Origin of the sequence: Streptomonospora sp. PA3 (assembly GCF_009728995.1) — a bacterium.
GTDB lineage: Bacteria > Actinomycetota > Actinomycetes > Streptosporangiales > Streptosporangiaceae > Streptomonospora.
Genome location: NZ_VTZW01000023.1, coordinates 201,336 through 224,267, shown reverse-complemented (window position 1 = coordinate 224,267; position 22,932 = coordinate 201,336). Strand labels below are relative to the sequence as shown.

The 22,932-nt window shown below is 72.3% G+C and carries 20 protein-coding genes and 1 riboswitch; of the genes, 6 read left to right on the top strand and 14 right to left on the bottom strand.

Translation table 11 applies throughout. From position 1 onward, the window contains the following. Positions 1–154: 154 nt before the first annotated feature. From FZ103_RS24635 to FZ103_RS24620, 4 genes are all read right to left on the bottom strand, one after another. Positions 155–1,555 (bottom strand): glycoside hydrolase family 5 protein, encoded by a 1,401-nt coding sequence (locus tag FZ103_RS24635; RefSeq protein ID WP_156004605.1) that lies wholly within the window; start codon positions 1,553–1,555, stop codon positions 155–157. Between the two features lie 64 nt (positions 1,556–1,619). Beyond that, positions 1,620–2,504 carry a carbohydrate ABC transporter permease gene (locus tag FZ103_RS24630; protein ID WP_255430294.1) on the bottom strand — a complete coding sequence of 295 codons (885 nt, stop codon included), beginning with the start codon at positions 2,502–2,504 and terminating at the stop codon, positions 1,620–1,622. Between the two features lie 3 nt (positions 2,505–2,507). Next, entirely contained in the window at positions 2,508–3,395 is an 888-nt protein-coding gene (locus FZ103_RS24625; RefSeq protein ID WP_343233703.1) for a sugar ABC transporter permease, read from the bottom strand. Positions 3,396–3,471: 76 nt separating this feature from the next. Beyond that, positions 3,472–4,767, bottom strand: coding sequence for an extracellular solute-binding protein (locus tag FZ103_RS24620; RefSeq protein ID WP_156004603.1), 1,296 nt, complete (start codon positions 4,765–4,767; stop codon positions 3,472–3,474). 250 nt (positions 4,768–5,017) lie between these two features. Here FZ103_RS24620 and FZ103_RS24615 point away from each other — a divergent pair, with 250 nt between their 5' ends. After that, positions 5,018–6,121, top strand: coding sequence for an NAD(P)-binding domain-containing protein (locus FZ103_RS24615; protein WP_343233702.1), 1,104 nt, complete (start codon positions 5,018–5,020; stop codon positions 6,119–6,121). A gap of 103 nt (positions 6,122–6,224) precedes the next feature. On the opposite strand, the gene FZ103_RS24610 is transcribed toward FZ103_RS24615, so the two are convergent. Next, complete coding sequence (locus tag FZ103_RS24610) at positions 6,225–7,202, bottom strand: AraC family transcriptional regulator (RefSeq protein ID WP_156004600.1); 978 nt, start codon at positions 7,200–7,202, stop codon at positions 6,225–6,227. A gap of 105 nt (positions 7,203–7,307) precedes the next feature. On the opposite strand from FZ103_RS24610, the gene FZ103_RS24605 reads away from it, so the two are divergent. Continuing rightward, a complete protein-coding gene (locus FZ103_RS24605; RefSeq protein WP_186356821.1) occupies positions 7,308–7,799 on the top strand; it encodes a DUF4440 domain-containing protein in 492 nt (163 codons plus the stop codon). Positions 7,800–7,904: 105 nt separating this feature from the next. On the opposite strand, the gene FZ103_RS24600 is transcribed toward FZ103_RS24605, so the two are convergent. The 5 genes from FZ103_RS24600 to FZ103_RS24580 all read right to left on the bottom strand — a co-directional run bounded on the left by FZ103_RS24600 (position 7,905) and on the right by FZ103_RS24580 (position 15,327). Continuing rightward, on the bottom strand, positions 7,905–8,960 hold the full coding sequence (locus FZ103_RS24600; RefSeq protein ID WP_343233701.1) for an ABC transporter permease: 1,056 nt from the start codon (positions 8,958–8,960) through the stop codon (positions 7,905–7,907). Positions 8,961–8,965: 5 nt separating this feature from the next. Further along, complete coding sequence (locus FZ103_RS24595; RefSeq protein WP_186356820.1) at positions 8,966–9,928, bottom strand: ABC transporter permease; 963 nt, start codon at positions 9,926–9,928, stop codon at positions 8,966–8,968. After that, a complete protein-coding gene (locus FZ103_RS24590; protein ID WP_156004712.1) occupies positions 9,925–11,517 on the bottom strand; it encodes a sugar ABC transporter ATP-binding protein in 1,593 nt (530 codons plus the stop codon). Before FZ103_RS24590 ends, FZ103_RS24595 begins: the two co-directional genes overlap by 4 nt. 45 nt (positions 11,518–11,562) lie before the next feature. Continuing rightward, the gene (locus FZ103_RS24585) at positions 11,563–12,672 is read right to left on the bottom strand and encodes an ABC transporter substrate-binding protein (protein ID WP_156004594.1); all 1,110 of its coding nucleotides are present in this window, start codon (positions 12,670–12,672) and stop codon (positions 11,563–11,565) included. A gap of 324 nt (positions 12,673–12,996) precedes the next feature. Then, positions 12,997–15,327 (bottom strand): AbfB domain-containing protein, encoded by a 2,331-nt coding sequence (locus FZ103_RS24580; protein ID WP_156004592.1) that lies wholly within the window; start codon positions 15,325–15,327, stop codon positions 12,997–12,999. Between the two features lie 413 nt (positions 15,328–15,740). Here FZ103_RS24580 and FZ103_RS24575 point away from each other — a divergent pair, with 413 nt between their 5' ends. Then, positions 15,741–16,763 (top strand): LacI family DNA-binding transcriptional regulator, encoded by a 1,023-nt coding sequence (locus FZ103_RS24575; RefSeq protein ID WP_186356819.1) that lies wholly within the window; start codon positions 15,741–15,743, stop codon positions 16,761–16,763. A gap of 112 nt (positions 16,764–16,875) precedes the next feature. Here the strand turns inward: FZ103_RS24575 and FZ103_RS24570 are convergent, their stop codons facing one another. Beyond that, the gene (locus FZ103_RS24570; protein ID WP_156004590.1) at positions 16,876–17,610 is read right to left on the bottom strand and encodes a phosphotransferase; all 735 of its coding nucleotides are present in this window, start codon (positions 17,608–17,610) and stop codon (positions 16,876–16,878) included. 214 nt (positions 17,611–17,824) lie between these two features. Then, complete coding sequence (locus FZ103_RS24565; protein WP_186356818.1) at positions 17,825–18,904, bottom strand: NAD(P)/FAD-dependent oxidoreductase; 1,080 nt, start codon at positions 18,902–18,904, stop codon at positions 17,825–17,827. A 60-nt stretch (positions 18,905–18,964) separates the two neighbouring features. On the opposite strand from FZ103_RS24565, the gene FZ103_RS24560 reads away from it, so the two are divergent. Beyond that, entirely contained in the window at positions 18,965–19,321 is a 357-nt protein-coding gene (locus FZ103_RS24560) for a helix-turn-helix transcriptional regulator (protein ID WP_156004588.1), read from the top strand. Positions 19,322–19,357: 36 nt separating this feature from the next. On the opposite strand, the gene arsB is transcribed toward FZ103_RS24560, so the two are convergent. Then, positions 19,358–20,464 carry an ACR3 family arsenite efflux transporter gene (gene arsB / locus FZ103_RS24555; RefSeq protein ID WP_156004587.1) on the bottom strand — a complete coding sequence of 369 codons (1,107 nt, stop codon included), beginning with the start codon at positions 20,462–20,464 and terminating at the stop codon, positions 19,358–19,360. A 166-nt stretch (positions 20,465–20,630) separates the two neighbouring features. Between arsB and FZ103_RS24550 the strand changes: the two genes are divergently transcribed. Beyond that, positions 20,631–21,044, top strand: coding sequence for an arsenate reductase ArsC (locus FZ103_RS24550; protein ID WP_186356817.1), 414 nt, complete (start codon positions 20,631–20,633; stop codon positions 21,042–21,044). A gap of 64 nt (positions 21,045–21,108) precedes the next feature. On the opposite strand, the gene FZ103_RS24545 is transcribed toward FZ103_RS24550, so the two are convergent. Continuing rightward, on the bottom strand, positions 21,109–21,426 hold the full coding sequence (locus FZ103_RS24545; RefSeq protein ID WP_156004586.1) for a helix-turn-helix transcriptional regulator: 318 nt from the start codon (positions 21,424–21,426) through the stop codon (positions 21,109–21,111). A 248-nt stretch (positions 21,427–21,674) separates the two neighbouring features. Then, a riboswitch (cobalamin riboswitch) is annotated at positions 21,675–21,861 on the top strand. A 34-nt stretch (positions 21,862–21,895) separates the two neighbouring features. Here FZ103_RS24545 and FZ103_RS24540 point away from each other — a divergent pair. Beyond that, the gene (locus FZ103_RS24540) at positions 21,896–22,930 is read left to right on the top strand and encodes an ABC transporter substrate-binding protein (RefSeq protein ID WP_156004585.1); all 1,035 of its coding nucleotides are present in this window, start codon (positions 21,896–21,898) and stop codon (positions 22,928–22,930) included. Positions 22,931–22,932: the final 2 nt, after the last annotated feature.

Here is a 22,932-nt window from a genome sequence, read left to right as displayed (position 1 = left end):
CGGAGGGGCCTCGGGGGTGGTGATGGTCGGTCTGGGGATCCGGCTGGCGTTCAGCGAGCGGCACTGACGGCCCGGACGGTCCCGGGTATCGGTGTCCGAGCACGCCGGCCGGCACCCCACCGGTGCCGGCCGTGCGCGATCGGCCCCGCCTGCGTCAGCGGCGGGCCGCGGCGGGGGAGTGCTCGGCCAGAACCTCGGCCAGCGGGGTGCGCAGGCGGCAGTTCTCCAAGCGGAACGAGCGCATCAGCGTGTCGATCTCCTCTTCGGTGACGCCGCGGAACAGCTCCGCGAACTCCTCCACCAGCGGCTCCGAGAGCAGGATGTGCCGGACGAGCTCCTGGATGTCGCGCGAGGCGCCGAAGGGGAAGGGCGCGTAGTCGGGGAACTCCCGGGCGAACAGGTCCCGGATCGGCTGCATGACATGGGCGATGCCCTCCTCGGTGCCGCCCCAGGCGTCGGCGCCCAGCCGGGCCTTCTTCTCGGCCATCGGCGCGATCCGGCGCATCCAGGGCGAGTCGGGCGCGGCGTAGGCCACGCCCTGCAGCCCGATGTCCTTGTAGAGCCAGATCGCCCAGCTCGCCCCGTAGCGGTCGTAGATCTCCAGCTGGTCGCGCAGCACCTGGTAGCGCATCGCGTCGGCCTCGGGGTCGCCGGTGTAGACGGGGCCGAACTCGCCCACCCACACGTGCAGGCCGCGCTCCAGCATGTAGGCGCTGCGCCGCCGGAAGGTCTCCTCCAGCACGTCGCGGTCGACGTAGGTGCCGCGGCTCACCCCGGGGTAGGGGCCGCCGTCGACGAACCCCGGCAGCGCGTAGTCGTGGTTGGTGTAGACGACGCCGTCCCAGGGCTCGCCGAACATGTGGAAGTCCTGGGAGTACCGGTTGCCCTCCAGAAAGATCACGTGGTCGGGGTCCTGGGCCCGGATCGCCTCATAGAGCCGGGCGTAGAACGGCATGATCATCTCTTCGCTCGGGTCGGCCGGCTCGTTGATCGGGTTGTAGCCGGCCACCCACGGGTTGCCGCGATAGCGGCGGGCGATGGCCTCCCACAGGTGCACCGCGCGGTCCTGGAAGTGCTTGTGCCGCCACAGCAGCGCGCGGTGGGTGGGATTGTCGGAATGCCAGTGCTGGTTCTGGTAGCCGGGCAGCGCGTGCAGGTCGATGATCGTGTAGACGCCGTGGCGCGCGCAGGCGTCGATCACCCGGTCCAGGTGGCGGAACCCCGACTCGTCGATCTCGAAGGGCCGCATGTCGTCTTCGAAGTGCCGGTAGTTGATCGGCACCCGGAGGAGGTTGAGGCCCAGCGAGGCGATGTAGCGCGCGTCCTCCTCGGTGAAGAAGTGCTCCAGGAACCGGTCGAAGAACAGCCGGTACCTCTCCTCTCCCAGGACCCGCCGGATGGACTCGCGATGCGCCTCCTCGTTGGCCGGGTATCCGGTGATGAAGTTCTCCATGTTCATCCACCCGCCCAGGCCGAAGCCGCGCAGGGTGACAGCGGTGCCGTTGCGGTCCACGAGCGTCGAGCCGCGGACGGACAGCAGAGCCTCGCCGGTCAAACCTGACTCCTCTCAACCGTGGGCGGTGCGCCGAGGGCTGCCCGAGGCGCACCGCCCGTTGCAATCACCTGCCGAAACCGGCAGCCAGTCCCCCCAGGAGCTGCCTGCGGGCGACGATGTAGAGGACGATGATGGGCAGCGTGGACAGCAGCACCGCGGCCATCAGCCCGGGGACGTTGACGCCGTACTGGCCCTGGAACTGCTGCAGGGCCAGCGGGATCGTCCGCACGTTCGCGCTCTGGGTCAGCACCAGGGGGAACAGGAAGTTGTTCCACGCCTGCAGCGCGTTGTAGATGACCACGGTCACCAGCGCCGGACGCGAAAGCGGCAGCACCAGGGTGCGCAGCGTGCGCCGGTGCCCGCCGCCGTCGAGCTTCATCGCGTCGAAGAGCTCGTTGGGGATGTCGCGGATGAAGTTCACCAGGATCAGCACCGTCAGCGGGATGCCGAAGGCCACCTGGGGCGGGATGAGGGCGTAGAGGGTGTCGTACAGCCCCAGCTCCACGATCAGCAGGTAGACGGGGATGATCGCCGCCTGCAGCGGGATGGCCAGTCCCATCAGGAAGGTGTTGAAGACGGCGCGCATGGTGCGGCTGCGGATCCGCGCGATCGCGTAGGCGGCCAGGAAGCTGACGAAGACGATCAGGGCCACCGACAGCGCGACCACGAACAGGCTGTTGGCGAAGTAGAGCGCGAGCCCGCTGCGCAGGACCGCGGCGTAGTTGCTCAGCACCGGCTCCAGCGGCGGCAGCCACGGGCTGCCTTCGAGGTAGTCGCCCTGCTCGCGCAGGCTGCTGATGAGCATGTAGTAGACGGGGTAGAACGCCGCCGCGAACCAGACGATCCCCATCAGCGGCACCAGCGGGAAGGACCACCGCGGGCGGCGTGTGGGGGGCCGGTCGCCGGCGGCGCCGGTTCCTTCGGCGGAACCGCCGTGTGTGCGTGCCAAGGTCTAGGCTCCCTCCGCCTGGCTCTCCATGCGCGAAAAACCCGAGATCCGGAGCAGGACGAGGGAGAAGGCGAGCCCGAGCGCGACCATCAGGATCGCGATCGCGCTGCCGTACCCGAACCGGGTTTCCTGGAAAGCGGTGATGTACATGTGCAGGGGCAGGATCCGGGTGGAGCCTTCCGGGCCTCCGCCGGTGAGGATGAAGACGATGTCGAAGTAGGTGATCGACCCGTTCACGATGAGGATCGAGGACGTGATGACGGTGTACTTGAGCTGCGGCAGGGTGATGGAGAAGAACTGCCGGATCCTGCCCGCGCCGTCGATGCGCGCGGCCTCGTAGAACTGCTGGGGGATCTGGCGCACGGCCGCCTGGTAGAGCAGCGTGTGCAGCGGGATGAACTGCCAGGCGATCACGACGATCACCGCGTATATGGCGGTGCTGGAGTCGCCCAGCCAGGGGTGGGCGATCGCGTCGGCCCCCGCCGCGCGCAGCAGCGAGTTCACCGCTCCCTGGGGGCTGAGGATCGCCTGCCAGATGAGCCCCACCGCCACGGCGGAGAACAGCAGCGGCAGGAAGTAGAACACGCCCAGGACGGCCCGGTAGCGCTGGTGTCCGGCCAGGAACACCCCCAGCAGGATGGCGGCCGGGGTCTGGAGCAGCCAGGACAGGGCGATCACCAGCAGGGTCAGCTTGATGGAGTTCAGCGTCGCCGGGTCGGTGAACGCGCGGGCCCAGTGGTCCAGGCCGGTCCACTGCGGCGGAGTGATCCCGTTCCACTGCAGGAAGCTCAGGCACAGGGCGGCGATCAGCGGTCCCAGGGCGAATACGGAGAAGAACAGCAGCGCCGGCGTCAGCAGCAGCGGCGCGCGCCAGTCACGTCGTTCGGACACGAGTCTCCCCTGTGTCGGGGTGGGTGGCGTGGGCGTGGGGCGTCGCCGTCCCGGGCGGGCCCCGGGGCGGGAGCGCTCAGGGCTCCAGGGTCTGGTTCATCCGCTGCGCGAACTGCTCGGGGGTGATGCTGCGGGCGAACACGCGGCCCATGTTCGTCAGCAGCTCCTGGGCGGCTTCGGGCGGCAGGGCCTGGTCCCAGGACAGGTCGAAGTAGGGGGCGCCCTCCACCAGCCGGTAGATGAACAGCAGCCAGTCGGAGCGGTCGCTGCGTGCCAGCCGGTCCTCGATTCCGGTGACGGGCGGTGCCAGGCCCAGGCCGATCAGCCGATCGACCATGTAGTCGTTCATTATCGCCTCGTCGAGGAACGCGACCGCGTGCTCGCGGTTCTGCGATGCGCTGGTCAGCCCGTAGAAGTTGGTGAGGTTGCCGGCCACGGCGTCGGGGGAGCCGCCGGCGCCCTCGACGCGGGGGAAGGGGAACCAGCCCAGGCGGTCGGCCGCGAAGTCGGGGGCGTCGGTGACGAACCGCTGGTAGTTCCACGCGCCCTGCAGCAGCATGGCCGCCCGCCCGGAGTACACCAGCTGGGTGTCCTGGTTGGTGTCGGCGTTGATCGCGGCGAACCCGTCCGGGAACGCCCCGGCGGCCACGAGCTCCTGGATCATGGCGACGGCCCGCTCGAAGGCCGGGTGGGACCAGGCTCCGGGCTCGCCGGCGAGCACGGCCTGCAGGGGCTCCCGGTCGGCCAGGCGGTTGACGAGGTACTCCAGGTACATCATGTTCGTCCACAGGTTCTGGCCCGCGAGCGAGATCGGGGTCAGCCCCGCGTCGGAGAGCACCTCGACCGCCTCCAGCAGGTCGCTCCAGGTGGCCGGCGGGCGCAGGCCGTGCTCGGCGAAGAGGTCGGTGTTGTAGAAGAAGACCTTCGGCGCGGTGCCCGACTTGGGGACGCTGTAGACGCGTCCGTCGAAGGTCACCGCGTTCATCACCGACGGAAAGTAGCGGTCCGTGCCGACCGACGGCGGGATGGGCGCCGCCTCTCCGGCGTCGACGAACGCCTTGAGCTGGCCGCCGCCCCAGTTGTGGAAGACCTCGGGCGGTGTTCCCGAGATCATCGAGGTCCGCAGCCGGTTCTTGTAGGGGTCGTTCTGGAAGTACTGGACGGTGACGGAGGGTCCGCCGTAGCGCGCGTTGAAGCGCCGGGCGACCTCGTTGAGCAACTCTTGTTCGCTTCCGGTGGATATGTCCCAGATTGTGGCTCCCGTGCTCGTCCGGGAGCTGCCGATGCCGAATCCGCAGCCGGACATCAGCAGGGAGAGCGAGGCCGCCGATCCCGCGGAGAGCAGGTGGCGGCGGGAGAGTTCCCTGGCCATGGGCGTCCTTCGTGCTCGGTGCGCGGCGCCGTACCGTCGTCGGGGGTGTCGGGGCCGTAGCGGTGCGGCGCTTCGCACACGGACTGCTCCAAGCGACGCGGAGCAATGGCGTTGTGACGCTGCTAATTTGTGCTGTGATCAAACTAATTCGGGTGGTGAGCGGCGGTCAAGGGGCGGGGGAGATCCCCGTCACAGCACAAGCCGGGCCGGGCACCGGAATCGCCGCCGCGGCGGCGCTGTTGGAGTCTGCGTGACGCGAGGCGAAGCGGCGCGGCCGGTGGAGGTCGTGGTTGCCGGCGCGGGACAGGCGGGGCTGTCCGGCGCCTACTACCTGCGGCGTGCCGGGCTGGAGCCCGGACGCGGTTTCGCGGTCCTGGACCACAACACCGGACCCGGAGGCGCCTGGCGGCACCGGTGGGACACCCTCACCACCGAGACGGTGAACGGGGTGCACTCCCTGCCCGGCATGCCCTGGACCCCGCCCGACCGCCCCGCCCCGGTGAACGCGGTCGTCCCGCGGTACTTCGCCGCCTACGAGCGCGAGTTCGACCTGCGCGTGCACCGCCCCGTGAGTGTGCGCCGGGTCCGCGAGGGCCCCGACGGGCGGCTGCTGGTGGAGACCACCGAGGGCACCTGGTCGGCGCGCGGCCTGATCAACGCGACGGGGACCTGGGAGCGCCCGTTCTGGCCGCACTTCCCCGGCCGTTCGTCCTTCCTGGGGCGCCAGCTGCACACCGCCGACTTCGCGGGCGGCGCCGAGTTCGCCGGACAGCGCGTGGTGGTGGTCGGCGGCGGGGGTTCCGCCGCGGACATGCTGGTGGACCTGGTGGGGGTCGCGCGCAGCATCACCTGGGTGACCCGCCGCCCGCTCAACCTCATGAGCGGCCCCTTCACCCCGGAGCGCGGGCGCGCCTCCGTGGCGGTGATCGCCGAACGGGTCCGGCGCGGCGAGCAGCCCGGCAGCGTCGTCAGCGCGACCGGCCTGCACCTGCCCCCGGAGCTCTCCCGCGCCCTCGACGACGGCCGCGTCGTGCTGGAGCGCGTCTTCGATCGGGTGACCCCCGAAGGCGTGGCCTGGGACGACGGCCGGTTCGTGCCGGCCGACGCCCTGCTGTGGGCCACGGGCTTCCGGCCGAGTGTCGCCCACCTGGGGCCGCTGAACCTGCGCGAGCCCGGCGGCGGGATCCGCGTGGAGGGCACCACGGCCGTCGCGGACCCGCGCGTCCACCTGATCGGCTACGGCCCCACCGCCAGCACCATCGGTGCCAACCGGGCCGGCCGCACCGCGGTCCGCCGGCTCCGCGACCACCTCGGCGGGTTCGACACCGCCGCGGAGACCCCACTCGCGGTCTGAGCACCCGCCGCCGGGCCGGAGCGGTCCCGCTAACTGGGGCGCCGCCGCGGCTCTCGGCGGAGCCGGCGCCGGACGCAGCCGCCGTCGCGCCGACCCGCGGGCATCAGCCGGACCAGGGCGCGGCGCCGGTGCGGGGCCCGTCGCCGCCGCCCGGATCCGGCGCCCCGCCGCGCCGGCGGTACTCGCCCGGAGTGGCGCCGAACGCGCGGCGGAACGCCAGATGGAAGCCGGTGGCCGAGGCGAAGCCGACGCGGCGCGCCACCTGCTCCTGGGGCAGCGACGTCTCGGTCAGCAGCCGCGCGGCCTCCTGCATCCGGCGCTGAGTGAGGTGGCTCATCGGCGCCTGCCCGACAAGCGAGCGGAACCGGGCGGCGAACAGCGACCGCCCCACCCCGGCCTCCGCGGCCAGCGACCGCACCGTCCACGGCTCGGCGAATCGTGTCTGGACGGCCAGCAGGCCCGGGCGCACCACCGGGTCGCCCAGCGCGCGCATCAGCGGCGGATCCGCGCCGATCGCACCGCGCAGCGCCAGCACGAAGACCAGCTCGAAGGCGCGCAGCGCGACCAGCCGCCCGCCGGGCCCGGTGTGCGCGGACCCCTCGGCCAGCCGGCGCAGCGTGTCGGCCAGCAGCGGCTCGCGCGCGACCGCGGCCCCCTCCAGCACGAGCACCGGCGGCAGCCCGCGGTACAGCGGCGCCGCCGCGGCGCGGTCGTAGTGCAGTCCGCCGCACAGCACCAGCGCGGCCGGGCCCGAGCCGCCGATCTCCACGGCGCGCACGGCGCCGGGAGGGCGGCGGGGCAGCAGGTCGGAGAGCGCGACCGCGGCGCGCCCCGGCCGGTCGGCCACCCGGTGGGCCGTGCCGTGCGGGAACACCGCGAGGTCCCCGGCGGCCAGCCGCAGCGCCGTCCCGTCAGGCATCTCCACGGCACACTCGCTCCGGTGGACGTAGTGCAGCAGCGCGCAGTCCTCGCCGTCACCGGCCACGCCCCAGGGGGCCCGCGCACTCCACCGGCTGTAGAAGACGCCGCGCAGCCGCAGCGGCGCCAGGAGTTCGCTGAGAAGGTCGGTCTCGGTGTCCATGGACGGTTCTTAAGGATGCGCGGATCTCGGTTTATCGATCCTACGCCGGTACCGGACCGACACTGGGCCGTGCACGGAACCGACCAGGAGAGGGGACCGCTTCCCATGTCCACCACCAGTCACCCGAACGGCCCGGGAGCCCGGACGGCCGCAGAAGCGCCCGGGAACGCCGGAGCCGACACCGGACTCGATGCCGACCTCGGCGCCGTCCGCGCGGAGGCGGAGCGGCTGCACGCGGTGATCGAACGGTGGTTCGCCGGTTCCAGCGCGGCCGCCGACGCGGACGCCGAGCTGTTCGCCCGGGCTCAGGCGCCCGACTTCTCGTTCGTCGGCGCCGACGGCGGTACGGCCGAGCGGCAGGCAGTGCTGGAGGCGTTCGCGGGCGCCCGCGGCCGCTCTCCGGGCCTGCGAATCCGCATCGAGGACGTGCGGCTGGTCGCGGCGGATAGGGAGGTCGTCGTCGGCTCGTTCCTGGAACGCCACCTGGACGCACCCGGTGCGCGCTCCCGCCGCTGCACCGCGGTTTTCCGCCGCGACCCCGACACGCCGCACGGGCTGCGCTGGCTGCATCTGCAGGAGACGCACACGCGGGGATGACCGCGCCTGTCCAAGCGCCGTCCGCGGCCGCCCCCGACGAGCCGGCCGGCGGCATCGCCGCGCGCCTGGCCGCGCGCAGCCGCGGGCCCGCCGCCGGCCGCCGCCTCAGCCCGGCCGCTTCCTCCTGCTGAGGTAGTTCTGCGCGAGCACCACCGCGATCAGGAACGCGCCGCTGACCACCTGCTGGTAGGCCGAGGTCAGGCCGCTGATCGCGTTAATGATGTGCTGGATCGACTCCAGCAGCAGCACGCCCACCAGCGACCCCGACACGAACCCGTAGCCGCCGACCAGCAGCGTACCGCCGATGACCACCGCCGAGATGGCGTCCAACTCGATGCCGATACCGAAGATCGTCACCCCCGACCCCAGCCACACCGCGTTCAGCGCCCCGGCGAGCCCCGCGAGCAGGCCGGAGAGCGTGTAAGCGGCGATCTTGGTGCGGGCCACCGGAACCCCCATCAGCGCGGCCGCGTCCTCGTTGCCGCCCACGGCGTAGACCTGCTGGCCCCACCCGGTGCGCCGCAGCAGGATCCCCCCGGCCGCGAAGAGGGCGAGCACCGCGAAGACCGGGTAGCCGATCCCCAGGAAGCGGTCCTGCACCAGCGGGGTCAAGGCGAGCCCATCGGGGATCACATAGGTCTCGGTGCCCTCGTCGGACACCGCCAGCATCAGTCCCCACGCGCCCAGCATGGTCGCCAGCGTGACGATGAACGGGGCCAGGCGCGCGCGGGCGATGAGCACCCCGTTGAGCATCCCGATCAGAGCGCACACCGAAAGCGGCAGCGCGAGCGCGGCCAGGCTGCCGTACTGCGACGCCCACGCCGCCAGCACCCCGGCCAGCCCGAAGACCGTGCCCACCGACAGGTCGATGCCGCCGGTGATGATCACGAACGTCATGCCCAGCGCGATGATCGCGGGGAACGCCGCGCCCACCGCGATGTGGTTCAGGTTGCCCACGCCCAGGAAGCCGTCGAAGGCCAGCGCCGCACCGGCCAGCACCGCCACCAGGACCACCAGCGCGCCGTGCCGCTGCACGAAGTCGGTCGCCGACCCGCCGGCTGGCGCCCCGCCGCTCCCGATGCCCCGGAACGGGCGCCGACCGCCCGGGCCGCCCGGCTCCGAAGCGGCCTCCCTGGGCGCCGCCGTGCCCGTACGCTCCACCGCCGTCATCTCCTCCCCCGTTCCCTCGCCACGTAGACGGCCGCGATGATCACCGCGGTCTGGGCGATCTGCGTCCACGACGGCGGCAGGTCGTGCTTGATCAGGGTCGACACGAGCAGCTGCATCAGGACCGCGCCGGCCACGGTGCCGGCGACCCGCATCCGGCCGCCCTGCAGCGGCGTACCGCCGACGACCACGGCCGTGATCGCCGACAGTTCGATCAGTTGCCCGATGGAGTTGGGGTCGCTGGCCTGGAGCCGCGCGGTGGCCAGCACGCCCGCCACGGCCGCGAACAGGCCGCACAGCATGTAGACGGCCAGCAGGGTCCGCCGCACCGGCAGGCCCGACAGTTCGCTGGCGCGGCGGTTGCCGCCGATGGCCACGAGCCTGCGGCCGAAGACGGTGCGCCGCACGACGAAGGCCACCACAGCGATCAGCGCCGCCGACACCCACACCAGGTAGGGGACGCCCAGCAGGTCGCCCGCGCCCAGCTCGCGGATGCCCGCGTTGCGGATCCCGTCGAGCTGGGGCAGCAGCACCAGCGACAGCCCGCGCCCGCCGATCATCATCGCCAGCGTCGCCACGATCGCCTGCACACCGGCGAAGGCCACCAGGGCGCCGTTGACCGCGCCCGCCGCGGCGCCCGCCACCAGGGCGACCAGGATCGCCGCCACCGGCCCGTAGCCCAGGTACAGCGAGATCATCGCCGCCGCCAGCGCCATCACCGACCCCACCGACAGGTCGATGCCGCCGGTGGCGATGACCAGCGCCATCCCCAGGGAGAGGATGAGGACCGGGGTGACCTGCACCGCCTGGGTGCGGAAGTTCTCCACCGACAGGAAGTGCGGCGTGAAGGCGATGTTGAACACCAGCAGGGCCGCGACGCCGACGTAGACGCCGTACTCCTGCAGCCAGCCGATGACCCGCTCGCGGTCCCCGCATACAGCCGGCACGTCCACCGCTGTCACGGCTCCACCTCCCGGTCCGCGCCCGCATCGCCGCCGGCACCGGCTCGGCCGGCCCGGGCGATGGCCTGCATCAGCGCGCCCTCGCTCACCTCACCGCCGCTCAGCTCGCCCACGACGGCGCCGTCCTTGAGCACCACCACCCTGTCGGCGCCCTCGATCAGCTCCTCCAGGTCCGAGGAGATGAGCATGACGCCCAGCCCTTCGGCGGCCAGTTCGTCGACCAGGCGCTGCACCTCGGCCTTGGCTCCGACGTCGATGCCGCGCGTGGGCTCGTCGAGCAGCAGCACCTTCGGGTTGAGCGCCAGCCACCGGGCCAGCAGCACCTTCTGCTGGTTGCCGCCGGAAAGCTCGGCGACCTTCTGCCGGGTCCCGGCGCACTTGATGCGCAGCCGCTCGACGAACACCTCGACCACGCGGTCGATGCGCCGCTCGGAGACCAGCCCGAAGCGGGCCAGGCGCGGCATCGCCGCCAGCGCGATGTTCTCCCGTACCGACAGCTCCGGGACGATGCCCTCGCCCTTGCGGTCCTCGGGCAGCATGCTGATCCCGGCGCGGATCGCCGCGGCCGCCGACCGGCGGCGCAGCGGCACCCCCGCGACGGCGACCCGGCCCGAGCGCAGCGGCAGCGCACCGGCGATGGCGCGGGCGGTCTCCGTGCGCCCCGAGCCCAGCAGCCCGCCCAGGCCCAGCACCTCGCCGGGGTGGATCGCCAGCGAGACGCCGTGCAGCCGCCGGTGCGCGTCGAGCCCTTCGGCCACCAGCACCGGCTCGGCCGCCCGCTGCTCGTGGGCGCCGCCGAAGGTGGTGGCGCCCTGCCGCTCGACCTGCGCCATCTCCCGGCCCAGCATCAGCGAGATCAGCCGCAGCCGCTCCAGGCCGGCCATGGCACCCGTGTGCACCACGCGGCCGTCGCGCAGCACGGTGACCCGGTCGCAGATCCGGTACAGCTCGTCCAGCCGGTGGCTGACGTAGACCACCGTGATGCCGCGCTCGCGCAGCCCGCCGATCACCGAGAACAGGGTCTCGACCTCGCGCGGCTCCAGCGACGACGTCGGTTCGTCCATGATGACCACGCGGGCGTCGGCGACCACCGCGCGCGCCAGCGCCACCATCTGCCGCGCGCCCATGGACAGCCGGTCCAGGGGCCGGGTCACGTCGACCTCCACCCCGTAGTCGTGCAGGATGCGGGCGGCGTCGCGGTGCATCCGTCCGAAGTCGATCAGCCCCAGCCGCCGCGGTTCGCGTCCCAGGAACAGGTTGCGCGCCACGCTGAGCAGCGGAATCAGGTTCACCTCCTGGTAGATGGTGGAGATCCCCGCCTGCTGGGCGCGCAGCGGCGTCTCGAAGCGCACGGGCGCCCCCCGGTAGCGCACCTCGCCGGAGTCGGGGGCGTGGACTCCGGTGAGCACCTTGATCAGCGTCGACTTGCCCGCCCCGTTCTCGCCGACCAGGGCGTGCACCTCGCCGGGGGAGAGGTCGAAGTCCACACCGTCGAGCGCCAGCACCCCGGGGAAGCGCTTGGTGAGGCCGCGGGTGCGCAGGATGGGGCCGACCGCCCCGGCCCCGTCCTGCGCCGCGGCGGCTGTCATCGCCACCGCGGCCTCCCGCGGGGAGCCGGCGGGCCGCCTGCGCGCCTAGTAGGCATTGGACAGCTCCTCCTCGGCGTTGTCCCGGGTGTACTCCCGGTCGGAGATGATCAGCTCGACCGGGACGTCCTCGCCCTTGCCGAAGGACTCGTGGGCGTCGAAGGCCAGTGGGCCGAAGCGGGGGTTGGACTCGATGACCGCGTAGATCCAGCCGTCGATGATGCCCTGCACGGCCGCCTCGGTGCCGTCCACGGTGACGATCTTCACGTCGCCCGGCTGCTTGCCGGCCCCGCGCAGCGCGGTGACGGCGCCGATACCCATCTCGTCGTTCTCGGCGTAGACGCCGTCGATCTCCGGGTTGGACTGGATGAGCTGCTCGGTCACCGACTGGCCGCCTTCGCGGGTGAACTCGCCCGTCTGCTCGAACACGACCTCGATGCCGGGCGCCTTCTCCTCGATGCGCTCCTTGAAGCCCTCGGTGCGCTCGGTGGTGACGTTGTTGCCCGCGGTACCCAGCAGGATGGCGACCTCGCCCTCGCCGCCGAGCGCCTCGATCATCCGGTCGGCCGCGCGCCGCCCCTGCTCGACGAAGTCGGAGCCGATGAAGGTGACGTAGTCCTCGCAGGGGTTGCCGTTGATCTCCCGGTCGATGGTGACGATCGGGATCTGCTTGCGCTCGGCTTCGGCCAGCACCGGCTCCCAGCCGTCGGAGTTGAGCGGGGCGACGATCAGCAGTTCGGCGCCCTGCGACATCAGCCCCTGCACGTCGCTGATCTGCTGGGCGAAGTCGGACTGGGCGTTGGCGGTGATCAGTTCGACGCCGCGCTTTTCCGCCTCGCTCTTGATGGAGGCGGTCTCGGTGATGCGGAACGGGTTGGACTCCGCCTCCGACTGGGAGAAGCCCACCGTCATGTCCTTGAGGTCGAACTTTTCCATGCCGAACTGCTCGATGTTGCAGGTCTGGTCGCTGCCCGCGGCGTCGTCGAGCTCCTGGGCCCGGGCCTGGCCGCCACCCGCGGTCTGGCCGCCGCCGGCCTCGTCCTCGCCGCGCGCGCAGGAGGTCGCGAGCAGTGTCAGCGCCGTGCAGGCGAGTGCGGTGAAGACCGTTGCCGTGCGGCGGGGGGAGCGCCCGGCGCGGTCGAAGGGAACGGTTGCCATTTTCAGCCTCCACCAGAGAAGGATGTGCGGGCCGATCGCGAGGCCGCGCGGTGCGCGTGCTCGCCGAGGGGCCGCCGGTGGTCCGAACAGGGGATCGGCCTCGGCGGGAGCCGAGGGGGACAGGGACGGGTCGCGGAGGGTAGGGGGCGAGCGCGCCGGATCCGCCGGGCGTGCCCGGGGCGGCGCGGGCCGGACGCGGCCGCGCAGGCGGGCCGACCGAGGTCCGTGCCGCGCGGGTGGTGCCGGTGGTGCGGTGCCCGCGGGGCGCGCCGCCCCGCGGGCACCGGGCGGGGCCGGAGGCGGATCGGGCCGGCCCCGCTGCGGTCACTGCGCCCAGGGATCCTCGATCGCCCAGGACACGTCCTGCTTGAACAGGTGCGAGGTCTCGTAGGGCTCCGGGCCGCCCATGCCGGCGAGCCAGAGTTCGGAGTCGTAGTGGCGCAGGTACTGGTCGGGGAAGTTGTAGGAGCGCAGCGACACCCCGGACCCGGACAGGCCGGGCACCGCGCACCAGGTGGCGTCCTCGCGGAACAGCTCGGAGCCGTCGGGTGCCTCGCGCCGCACGCGGGACTCGCGGTGGCGCAGGTACTCGTCGGGGTAGTTGAGCGACTCGAGGGAGTAGCACCGCTCGTCGGCCAGGCCGGGCACGATGCGCCAGGTCGCGTCCTTCTTGAGCACGTCCGGGCTGTCCTCGCCGACCACCTCGGTGAATCCGAGCGCGTCCCGGTGGCGGATGTAGCGGTCCTCGTGCCCGGGTGTGGTGACCCGCAGCGAGTGCAGCTCGCCGACCGGAAGCTCGGCCGTGCCGCCGACCGGCCGCCCGGCGATCAGGTCCGCGTGGGCGGCGCGCACCCGGGCGGCGTCGACCTTGAGCCGCCGGCGGTCATAGGTCCACAGGCCGTTGAGCTCGTTCTCGACGTCGGTGATCTCGGTGTAGATGGCGGCGGAGATGCCGTTGGTGCGCTCCAGCCGCTGCACACCCGCCGTGAGGCCCTCGTAGCGCGTGGTCAGCGCCTCGCTGTCGGAGACCATCTCGTAGCCGAACCCGTTGCCGGGGCTCCATTCGTGGCCGTCGACCCGCAGTCCCAGGCCGCCGTACTCGCCGAGGACCGCGATCCGGGAGTCGGTGGCGGGATCCGGGTCGCCCGGGCCGACGTAGATGTGGGAGTCGATGACGTCGCCGTTGCCGGTGTCGTGCCAGCCCGAGGCGCCGGTGACCAGCCGCGAGGGGTCCATCCGCTCGACCTCCGCGGTGATGCGGGCCCCGTCGTACTGGCCCCAGCCCTCGTTGAAGGGGATCCAGTGCGTGATGGAGGGGAAGCTGCGGTGCTGGTCGACCATCTCGCGCAGCTCGTGCTCGAACCGGTCCTGCGCCGCCTGGCCGGGAGGGCCGTCCATGGAGGGCATGTCCTGCCAGACCAGCATGCCCAGGCGGTCGGCCCAGTAGTACCAGCGGTCGGGCTCGACCTTGACGTGCTTGCGGATCGTGTTGAAGCCCAGGTCCTTGGCCGCCTGGATGTCGAACTTCAGTGCCTCGTCGGTGGGTGCGGTGGAGATGCCGTCGGGCCAGTAGCCCTGGTCCAGCGGGCCCATCTGGAAGACGTACTCGCCGTTGAGGACCGGGCGCAGCACGCCGTCGACCATCTCGGTGCCGATGGAGCGCATGCCCGCGTAGCTCTCGACCCGGTCCCACACCTTGCCGCCGCGCTTGAGGGTGACCTCCACGTCGTAGAGGAAGGGGTCGGCGGGGGACCACAGGTGCGGGTCGGGCACCGGCACCTCGATCGCGGAGCCCGGTTCGCCGCGGGCCCGGCCGACCACGGTGCCACCGTCGCGGACGGTGACCTCGGCGGTGGCGCCGCCGGCGCGGGCGGCGTGGACCACGGCCTTCAGCGTCTCGTCCTCCAGGTCGGGGGTGAGGTCGACGCGGGTGGTGTGCGCGGGGCGGACCGGCTCCATCCACACCGTCTGCCAGATGCCGGAGTAAGAGGTGTAGAAGATGCCGCCGGGGTTGTCGCGCTGCTTGCCCACCGGCTGCTGCCCGGCGTCGGTGGGGTCGTGTACGCCGACGATGATCTCGTTCTCGCCGTCGCGCAGCGCGTCGGTGACGTCCAGGGAGAACCGGTCGTAGCCGCCGCGGTGGTCGCCCACCTTGGTGCCGTTCACCCAGACGTCGGCCCGCCAGTCCACGGCGTCGAAGTTGATCTTGACGTGCCGGTCGCCCCACGAGTCGGGGACGGTGAAGGTGCGGCGGTACCACATCCGGTCGGTGTCCTCGCCGATCCCCGAGAGCGCGGACTCCACGGGGTAGGGGACGAGGATGCGGCGGCCGAGGGTCTGGCCGAAGGGCGGCGCCTCGCCCTTCTCGGCCGGGGCCCACTGCCATTCGCCGTTGAGGTTGCGCCACTCGTCCCGCTTCATCTGCGGGCGCGGGTACTCGGGCAGCGCGTTGTCCGGTGCTACGTCGTCGGTCCAGGGGGTGGTCAGCGGGGGCTCCAGCGGGGTCCACTCGGCGGCCTGCGCGGGGGAGGCGGCCGTGAGGGGCAGGACGAGTGCGGTCGCGGCCGTCGCCAGCACGGCCGGCAGGGAACGGCGTCGGGGGGAGGGGGCGGAGTTGGCGGATGGGGAGTCGGGATCGGGCAGGAAGCGTCTCATCCGAAGCCTCCGGTTATGGGAGATGTGCCGAGCGGCCTGCGTCACGGACCGCCGACGGATCCCGCGTTTTTACAACGTGGGAAATCCAGCTATCTCAAGATGAGAGCACAGTCACACCCGGCTGTCCAGACCCCGGATCGGGATCCCCGGCGTTCTCGGTCGACGCACTGCAATGCCGTGCATCGCGGACTTCCCGTGAGCAGAACCCCTGTGTGGTCGGCCGCCGATGCTGTATAACGATGTAAAAGACAGCTCGACTCCGGGCCGGGCACCCCGACCACGCCGAAGGACCCGGTCGGCCCGTGCGTCGGCATGCGCCTTCATCCGGCACCGCGCCGGACGTCCCTCCGTAGGCTCGGAGCCGGACGGCGCGGACGCGAGCCGAGCAGGGCGCACGTGCGGAAGGGGGCGCTGTGGTCATCAGCCTGAAGGACGTCGCCGCGCGGGCGGGCGTGTCGGTCAAAACCGTGTCGAACGTGGTCAACGGCTACCGGCACGTCACTCCGGCGACCCGGCAGCGGGTGCAGCAGGTCATCGACGAGCTGGGCTACCGGCCCAACCTCACGGCGCGCCACCTGCGCAAGGGCCGCACCGGGATCATCGCGCTCGCCCTGCCCGAGCTGGGCAACCCCTACTTCGCCGAACTCGCCGACGCCGTGATCAGCTACGCCGCCGGCCTGGACTACATCGTGCTGCTCGACCACACCAACGGCCGGCGCGACCAGGAGGTCCTCTTCGCACAGGGCTTCCGGGCGCGGCTGATCGACGGGCTCATCCTCAGCCCGATCGAGCTGGAGAACGAGGACCTGCTCGCCCGCGGCCACGACGCGCCCCTGGTGCTGCTGGGCGAGCGGGAGTACGAGGCGCCCTACGACCACATCGCCATCGACAACGTCGCGGCCGCCCGCACGGCCACCCGGCACCTCATCGACCTCGGCCGGCGCCGCATCGCCTTCCTCGGCGCCCGCCACGGGCGCGCCCGCCAGACCGCCCACCTGCGGCTGCGCGGCTGGCGCGAGGTCCTGGCCGAGGCCGGCCTCCCGCACGGCGACGCGCTGGTCGCCACCACCGACGGCTACGCCCGCGAGGACGGCGCCCAGGCCATGGCCCGCCTGCTGGACTCCGGCGCCTCGCCCGACGCCGTGTTCTGCTACAACGACCTGGTCGCCATCGGCGCCATGCGCGCGCTGAGTGAACGGGGCCTGCGCGTACCCGAGCACGTGGCCGTGGCCGGCTTCGACGACATCGAGGACGGCCGCTACTGCTCGGCCTCCCTGACCACGATCGCCCCCCACAAGCAGGCCATCGCCCAGGCCGCGGTCGACGCCCTCATCGACCGCCTGGACGGCGACGACGAGGCGAAGCACGCCGCACCGCGCCACATCCGGCCGGGCTTCGCCCTCGTGCGTAGGGAGAGCACGCTGGGAAAGCCGTAAGGCCGCCCGCGGGGAACGCGGTCGGACTCCTCCTGAGCACCCGCCGCGCCCGGCTTCGGCGCCGATCGGCGATGGCGGCGGAGCCCGCGCGGTCCGGGGCGGTTCCCGCCCCTCACGCCCGCGAGGCCAGGCGGTGCCGGTGCGCCTCCACCCATTCTTGGGAAAGCCGCACCTCGCGCACGGCACCCGAAGCACGCAGCCGGACCATGGCGGGATCGCCTGCGGCAGCACCGGCCTCGATGCCGCGACGGCACCGCTCCTGCCACCACAGGATCCTGTCCACCACATCCGACCGGTCGGCGTGCCCATAGGCGTGGCAGACCACGCCGATACGGCGCGCCGCATCGCCGACATCGGCGAGGGCCGGTCCCAGCCGGAGGAACTGCCAGCACACGTGCGCCAGGTCGTCGATCCTGCGTCCGGGGGCGGCCAGATCCCAGTCGATGAAGGCCGCGGGCCGCAAGCCCGCTCCCATGTCGCGGTACACGGTGTTCTTCGGCGCGAGATCGTTGTGGCAGACGACCTCCCCATCGCCGGCCAGTGCGGATCCCGACGTCAGGTCGTGGAACTCCCGAACCAGAGCCGCCGCGCGCACCAGGCTCGCGTCGGAGGCCACCGCGGCCGGCTGCACCGGCTCCCACGCCACATGGCCGGGGATGAAGCTCAGCACGTCACGCCCCCGGGCGTCGGTCCCCAGGAACCGGGGAGCGCCGTCCCACCCCGCGTCCTCGAACAGCTCCAGAAGCGCGCGGACGAAGCCGCTGCGCGCCGTGGGCGGACGATGCACCGCGCAGCCGATGCGGACGACCCCGCTCCGGGAACCGCCGGGCATGGAGAACTCCGCCATCCTCCCATCGTCGCCGATGGCCGGATGGCGTTGGTCCTGTGCGGCATCGCGGACGGGAGGTGATCAGGGGAGGGCGCCGCGGTCGTCTCGCCCGCGACGTTCACCTGTTGACCACGGCCTTGCCCGAGGGGCGGGAGCGTGCCCGTGCTGTGGTCGCGTGGACCGCCGCCCGGTGGGGATTCGCGGGCGGATGGAGCCGCTCGGTGGTGCGGGGTCAGAGCCCGGCCGCGGCCGGGGCTTTGCGTACGTGGGCGGCCAGCGGCGCGATGATGTGCGCGGCGTCGCGGTGGACGCCGCGCAGGGTGTTGGAGGAGAAGGAGCGCTGGAACTCCAGACCGACGTAGGCCAGTCCGGGGTGGGTGGCCGAGAGGCCGCCGGTGTGGCGGGGCGCGCCGTCGGGGCCGAGGGCGCCCAGGGGACGCAGGTAGCCGAGGTCGGGCCGGTAGCCGGTGGCGAAGATGACGGCGTCAACGGGTTCGCGTCGGCCGTCGGCCCACACGACGGCCTCGCCGTCGAAGGCGGTGAACATCTCCCGCCGGTCCAGGCGGCCTGAGCGCAACGCGTTTTCGTAGTCGCCGGTCTCCATGACGAGCGTGCCGCCGACGTAGTGGATGAGCCACTCGGGAGGCAGGTGGTCGAAGCCGGTGGTCACCAGCCAGTCGTGCAGGTCGCGGCCGTTGCGGCGTTGCTGGAGGAAGCGGATGGGGGCGCGGGTGGCCAGGGTCGCCGACGCGGTCGCGGCCAGTTCGTAGCCGATCTGGACCGCGGAGTTGCCGCCGCCGACCACGACGACGCGCTTGCCGGCGTATGGCTCGGGGGTGCGGTACCGGGCCGCGTGCAGTAGTTCGCCGGTGAAGCCCTCTTGCCCGGGCAGTACCGGCAGGTGGGGGTTGGCGAAGGAGCCGCTGGCCGCGATGAGGCCGGCTGCGCTCAGGGTGCGGCCGTCGGCGGTGTGTACAGCGAATCGGGCGCCGTCGGCTTCGATCGCCTCCACCCGGGTGCCGGTGCGGATCTCCACGTCGAGGCCTGCGGCGTAGCGCTCCAGGTAGGCGCTCACGTCGTCGCGGTGCGGGTAGCGGTCGGGGCTGCCGGGGAAGGGCGCGCCGGGCATCGCGCTGTGGCGGGCGGGGGAGAAGAGGGTGAGGCTGTCGTAGTAGTGCGGCCAGGAGCCGGTGGGGCGCTCTTGGGCTTCCAGGACGAGGGGGTGCAGGCCGGCGTCGCGGGCCGCGCGGGCGGCGGCAAGTCCGGACTGGCCGCCGCCGACGATGATCACCGTGTCGTCGTGCAGGTTCATGAGTCCATCATATCGTAAAATCGTGAAATGACGATATGACGATCTGGAATCATGGGGGACATGAGCGAGTCGGCAGGCGTGCAGGGCTGCGAGGGTTTGGCATCGGATGCGGCATGCGGGGCAGAGGGCTCCGCCGAACTCAGCGAGGCCACGCACGACTTCCTCAAGGCCCTGGCCAGTCCGACCCGCCAGCGCATCATGCTGCTCTTCGCCCAGGGGGCGGAGCTGTCGGTCGGGGAGGTCGCCGAGCGGATCGGCATCGGCCAGTCCACCGCGTCCCAGCAGCTCGCCCTGCTGCGCAGGGGCGGCATCCTCGCCTCTCGCCGCGAGGGCAAGATCGTGCTCTACCGCTCCGACCGCGAGCGCAGCCTGGCGGCGCTGGACGACCTCCGCACCTACTTGCGCTACTGCTGCTGAGTCGACCGCGGGCGGCTGCCGCGGGACGCCAGAGCGTCATGCGCGGTCGGGTTTCCGCGGGGTGGTCGGGGAGCCGGTGAAGAAGCGGCGCGCCCACAGGGAGACGTAGACGAGTCCGACCAGGACGGGCACCTCGATCAGCGGTCCGACCACGCCCGCCAGCGCCTGGCCCGAGGTGACCCCGAAGACCCCCACGGCCACGGCGATGGCCAGTTCGAAGTTGTTGCCGGCGGCGGTGAAGGCCAGGGTGGCCGAGCGGTCGTAGGGCAGCCGGATCGCCCGGCCCAGCAGCATCGACAGCCCCCACATCAGCAGGAAGTAGACGAGCAGGGGCACGGCGATACGGGCGACGCCGAGGGTATGGGAGGTGATGGCCTCGCCCTGGAGGGCGAAGAGCACGACGACGGTGAACAGCAGGCCGTAGAGGGCCAGCGGGCCAATGCGCGGCAGGAAGCGCTCCTCGTACCAGGTGCGGCTCTTGGCACATTCCCCCAAGGCGCGGGTCAGGTAGCCGGCGACCAGCGGGACGCCGAGGAACACCAGCACCATCGCGGCGATCTCGGCCGCGGAGACGTCGATACCGCTCTGGTCGAGCCCCATCCAGCCGGGCAGGGCCTCCAGGTAGAACCAGCCGAGCAGGCCGAAGGCCAGGACCTGGAACAGCGAGTTGAGGGCGACCAGCACGGCCGCGGCCTCGCGGTCGCCGCAGGCCAGGTCGTTCCAGACGATGACCATGGCGATGCAGCGGGCCAGTCCGACGATGATCAGCCCGGTGCGGAACTCGGGAAGGTCGGCCAGGAAGATCCAGGCCAGGGCGAACATCACCGCCGGTCCGATAAGCCAGTTGAGCACCAGGGAGGAGGCCAGCAGGCGCGTGTCGCGGGTGACCGCCTCCAGCCGGTCGTAGCGCACCTTGGCCAGCACCGGGTACATCATCACCAGCAGGCCGATGGCGATCGGCACCGAGATTCCGCCGGCTTTCACGGCGTCCAGTGCGCCTTGCAGTCCGGGGACCCAGCGGCCCAGCAGCAGGCCGGCGGCCATGGCCAGGCCGATCCACACGGGCAGGAAGCGGTCCAGCGTGGACAGGCGCCGCTGCTCGGCGGTGGCGGGCGCCGCGGTGCCCGTATCCGATCGGGCCATGCCGGGCCTCCTTGTGGACGGCTCTGCTCTATGGGGGCCGGGGCCACCTTACATCGAACTGGATTGATATCAGACTCGGCTGATAGATTGCGGAGTGCGGCCGCCGCCCGCGGCCGCACCGGCTGCCGGTGCTGCCGGTCCAGGTCGGCGTAGAAAGGCCGGTCCCGTGGCGGACAAACCGCGTGTGCTCTTCGTCTGCGTCCACAACGCCGGCCGCTCCCAGATGGCGGCCGGACTCCTCACCCGCCTCGCGGGAGACCGGGTCGAGGTCCGCTCCGCCGGGTCCGCGCCCGCCGAGCAGGTCAACCCGGTCGCGATCGAGGCCATGGCCGAACTGGGCATCGACATCACCGCCGAGCAGCCCAAGGTCCTGACGGCCGGCGCCGTCGAGGCCAGCGACGTCGTGATCACCATGGGCTGCGGCGACACCTGCCCGATCTTCCCCGGCAAGCGCTACCTCGACTGGGATCTGGACGACCCCGCCGGACAGCCGCTGGAGAAGGTGCGGCCCGTGCGCGACGAGATCCGCCGCCGCGTGGCAGGGCTGCTGGAGGAACTGGGCGTGCCCGCGCGCGAGTGAGTCGCCTCCGGCCGCCGGGGAACGTGCGTCCCGCAAGTGCGGCCGAACCTCCGGCGGCGCCCCCTCAGCAGGGCCGGTAGCGGTCCCGCGCCTCAGCGGCCTGCGCGGCGAGGTCCCGCAGTCCGTCGGCGAGATCGGCGATCGCCTCAGGGCGGAGCCGGTAGTAGGTGTAGCGCCCGCGGGGCTCGGTCTCCACCAGCCCGGCCCGGCGCAGCAGCCGCAGGTGGTGGCTGATGGTCGTCTGCCGGGCCCCGGTCTGCTCGATCAGATGGCACGTGCACATCTGCTCGGTGGCCAGCAGCCGCACGATCCGCGCCCGCAGCGGGTCGCCGAACAGGCCCACGGCGGCATCGGCGACGGAGTCCTCGGGTGACATCAGCATGTTTCGATGTCACCACGCCCGACTGCGGCCGTCAACGCCCCGGAACCGCCCGGCGGCGCCTTCGGTCCCGCCGCGGCCGGGACCCGGAGACCGCCGGGCTCGCCGACCCGGCCGGACCGGTCGCGAGGCGAACACCGCCGACGCCGGACCGTCGAGCCCGTTCCGCCGCCGCCCGGCCGCGACGGGGAGGACCCGACGCCTCCACGCGAGGGGCCCGCCCGGTTCCGCGGGCAGCGGGGACGGGGTGCTACCGTCGTCGGCGCCGTGGTGAACGGGAAACCGGTGTGGAACCGGTGCGGCCCTCGCCACTGTGATCGGGAGCGCTGTGTTCGTTCGTTCGGCGAACGGGCCACTGGGGCACGAGCCCTGGGAAGGCAGGACACGGCGCGTATCGACCCGTCAGCCAGGAGACCGGCCACGGCAATGCACGACCCGATTCCACGAGGACCTGGAAAAGGCGGTCTCGACCTTGGCCCCCGCATATGCGCAATCGTCCCGTGCCGCGTCCGCGCTGATCGGCGCATGCCTGATCGCCGCCTGCGGCGCTCCCGCCCCCGAGCAGTCGGCCGCAGGCACCACCCGCACCAACTGCGGCATCGATGTCACCGTCGACGCTCCCCCCGAGCGGCTCTACGCCGCCTACCAGCCCGGCATCGAGGTCGCGCACGCGCTCGGCCTCGGCGACCGGCTGGTCGGCACGGCGTTCCTGGACGCGGAGGTGCTCGCGGAGTACGCCGACGAGCAGGCCCGGGCCGACTACGTCCCCTCGCTGCCCAGCAGGGAAGGGCTGCTGGCGACCCGGCCCGACTTCGTGCTCTCGGGCTACAACAACATCTTCGCCGAGAACAGCGGGGACAGCTCGGTCGGCACCCGTGCGAGCCTGCACGAGCTCGGCGTGCAGACCTGGATCCTGAGCCCGCTGTGCCCGAGCGAGGACGGGCTGACCGATCGCGCCATCGACCCGGCCTCGGTCACCGTGGACGGCGTCTACCACGATCTTCGCGGCCTCGGTGCCCTGTTCGGCGCCGAGGACGCCGCCGAGCACGTGATCAGCGATATGCGCGAGCGGATCGCGACCGTAGAGGCGCAGGTGGACGGGGCCGAGCGGCCCACCGTCGCGATCGTCTCACCCGGAGAGGACGGCGGGTACCGGGTGGCCAGCGGGATCGACTTCGGCACCCGCATCATCGAGCGCGCCGGGGGAGTCAACGCCTTCGCCGACCTGACCGGGCAGCGCAACCTCGACGTGGGAGCGGAGGAACTCGTCGAACGCGACCCCGACGTCATCCTCACCGACCTCTGCTGCGGCGCGGACCTGACGCGAGCCGACGCCCGCAGCGAGGTGCGGGCCATCATGTCGGATCCGGCACTGGCGGGAGTCACGGCCGTCGCCGAGGGCGAGGTGCACCCCTTCCTGTTCGCCGATCGGGCGGCCGGGGTCCGGGCGGCGCACAGCATCGAGCTGGTGGCCTCCCGCCTCCATCCCGACCTGGTCGGGCAGTAGCC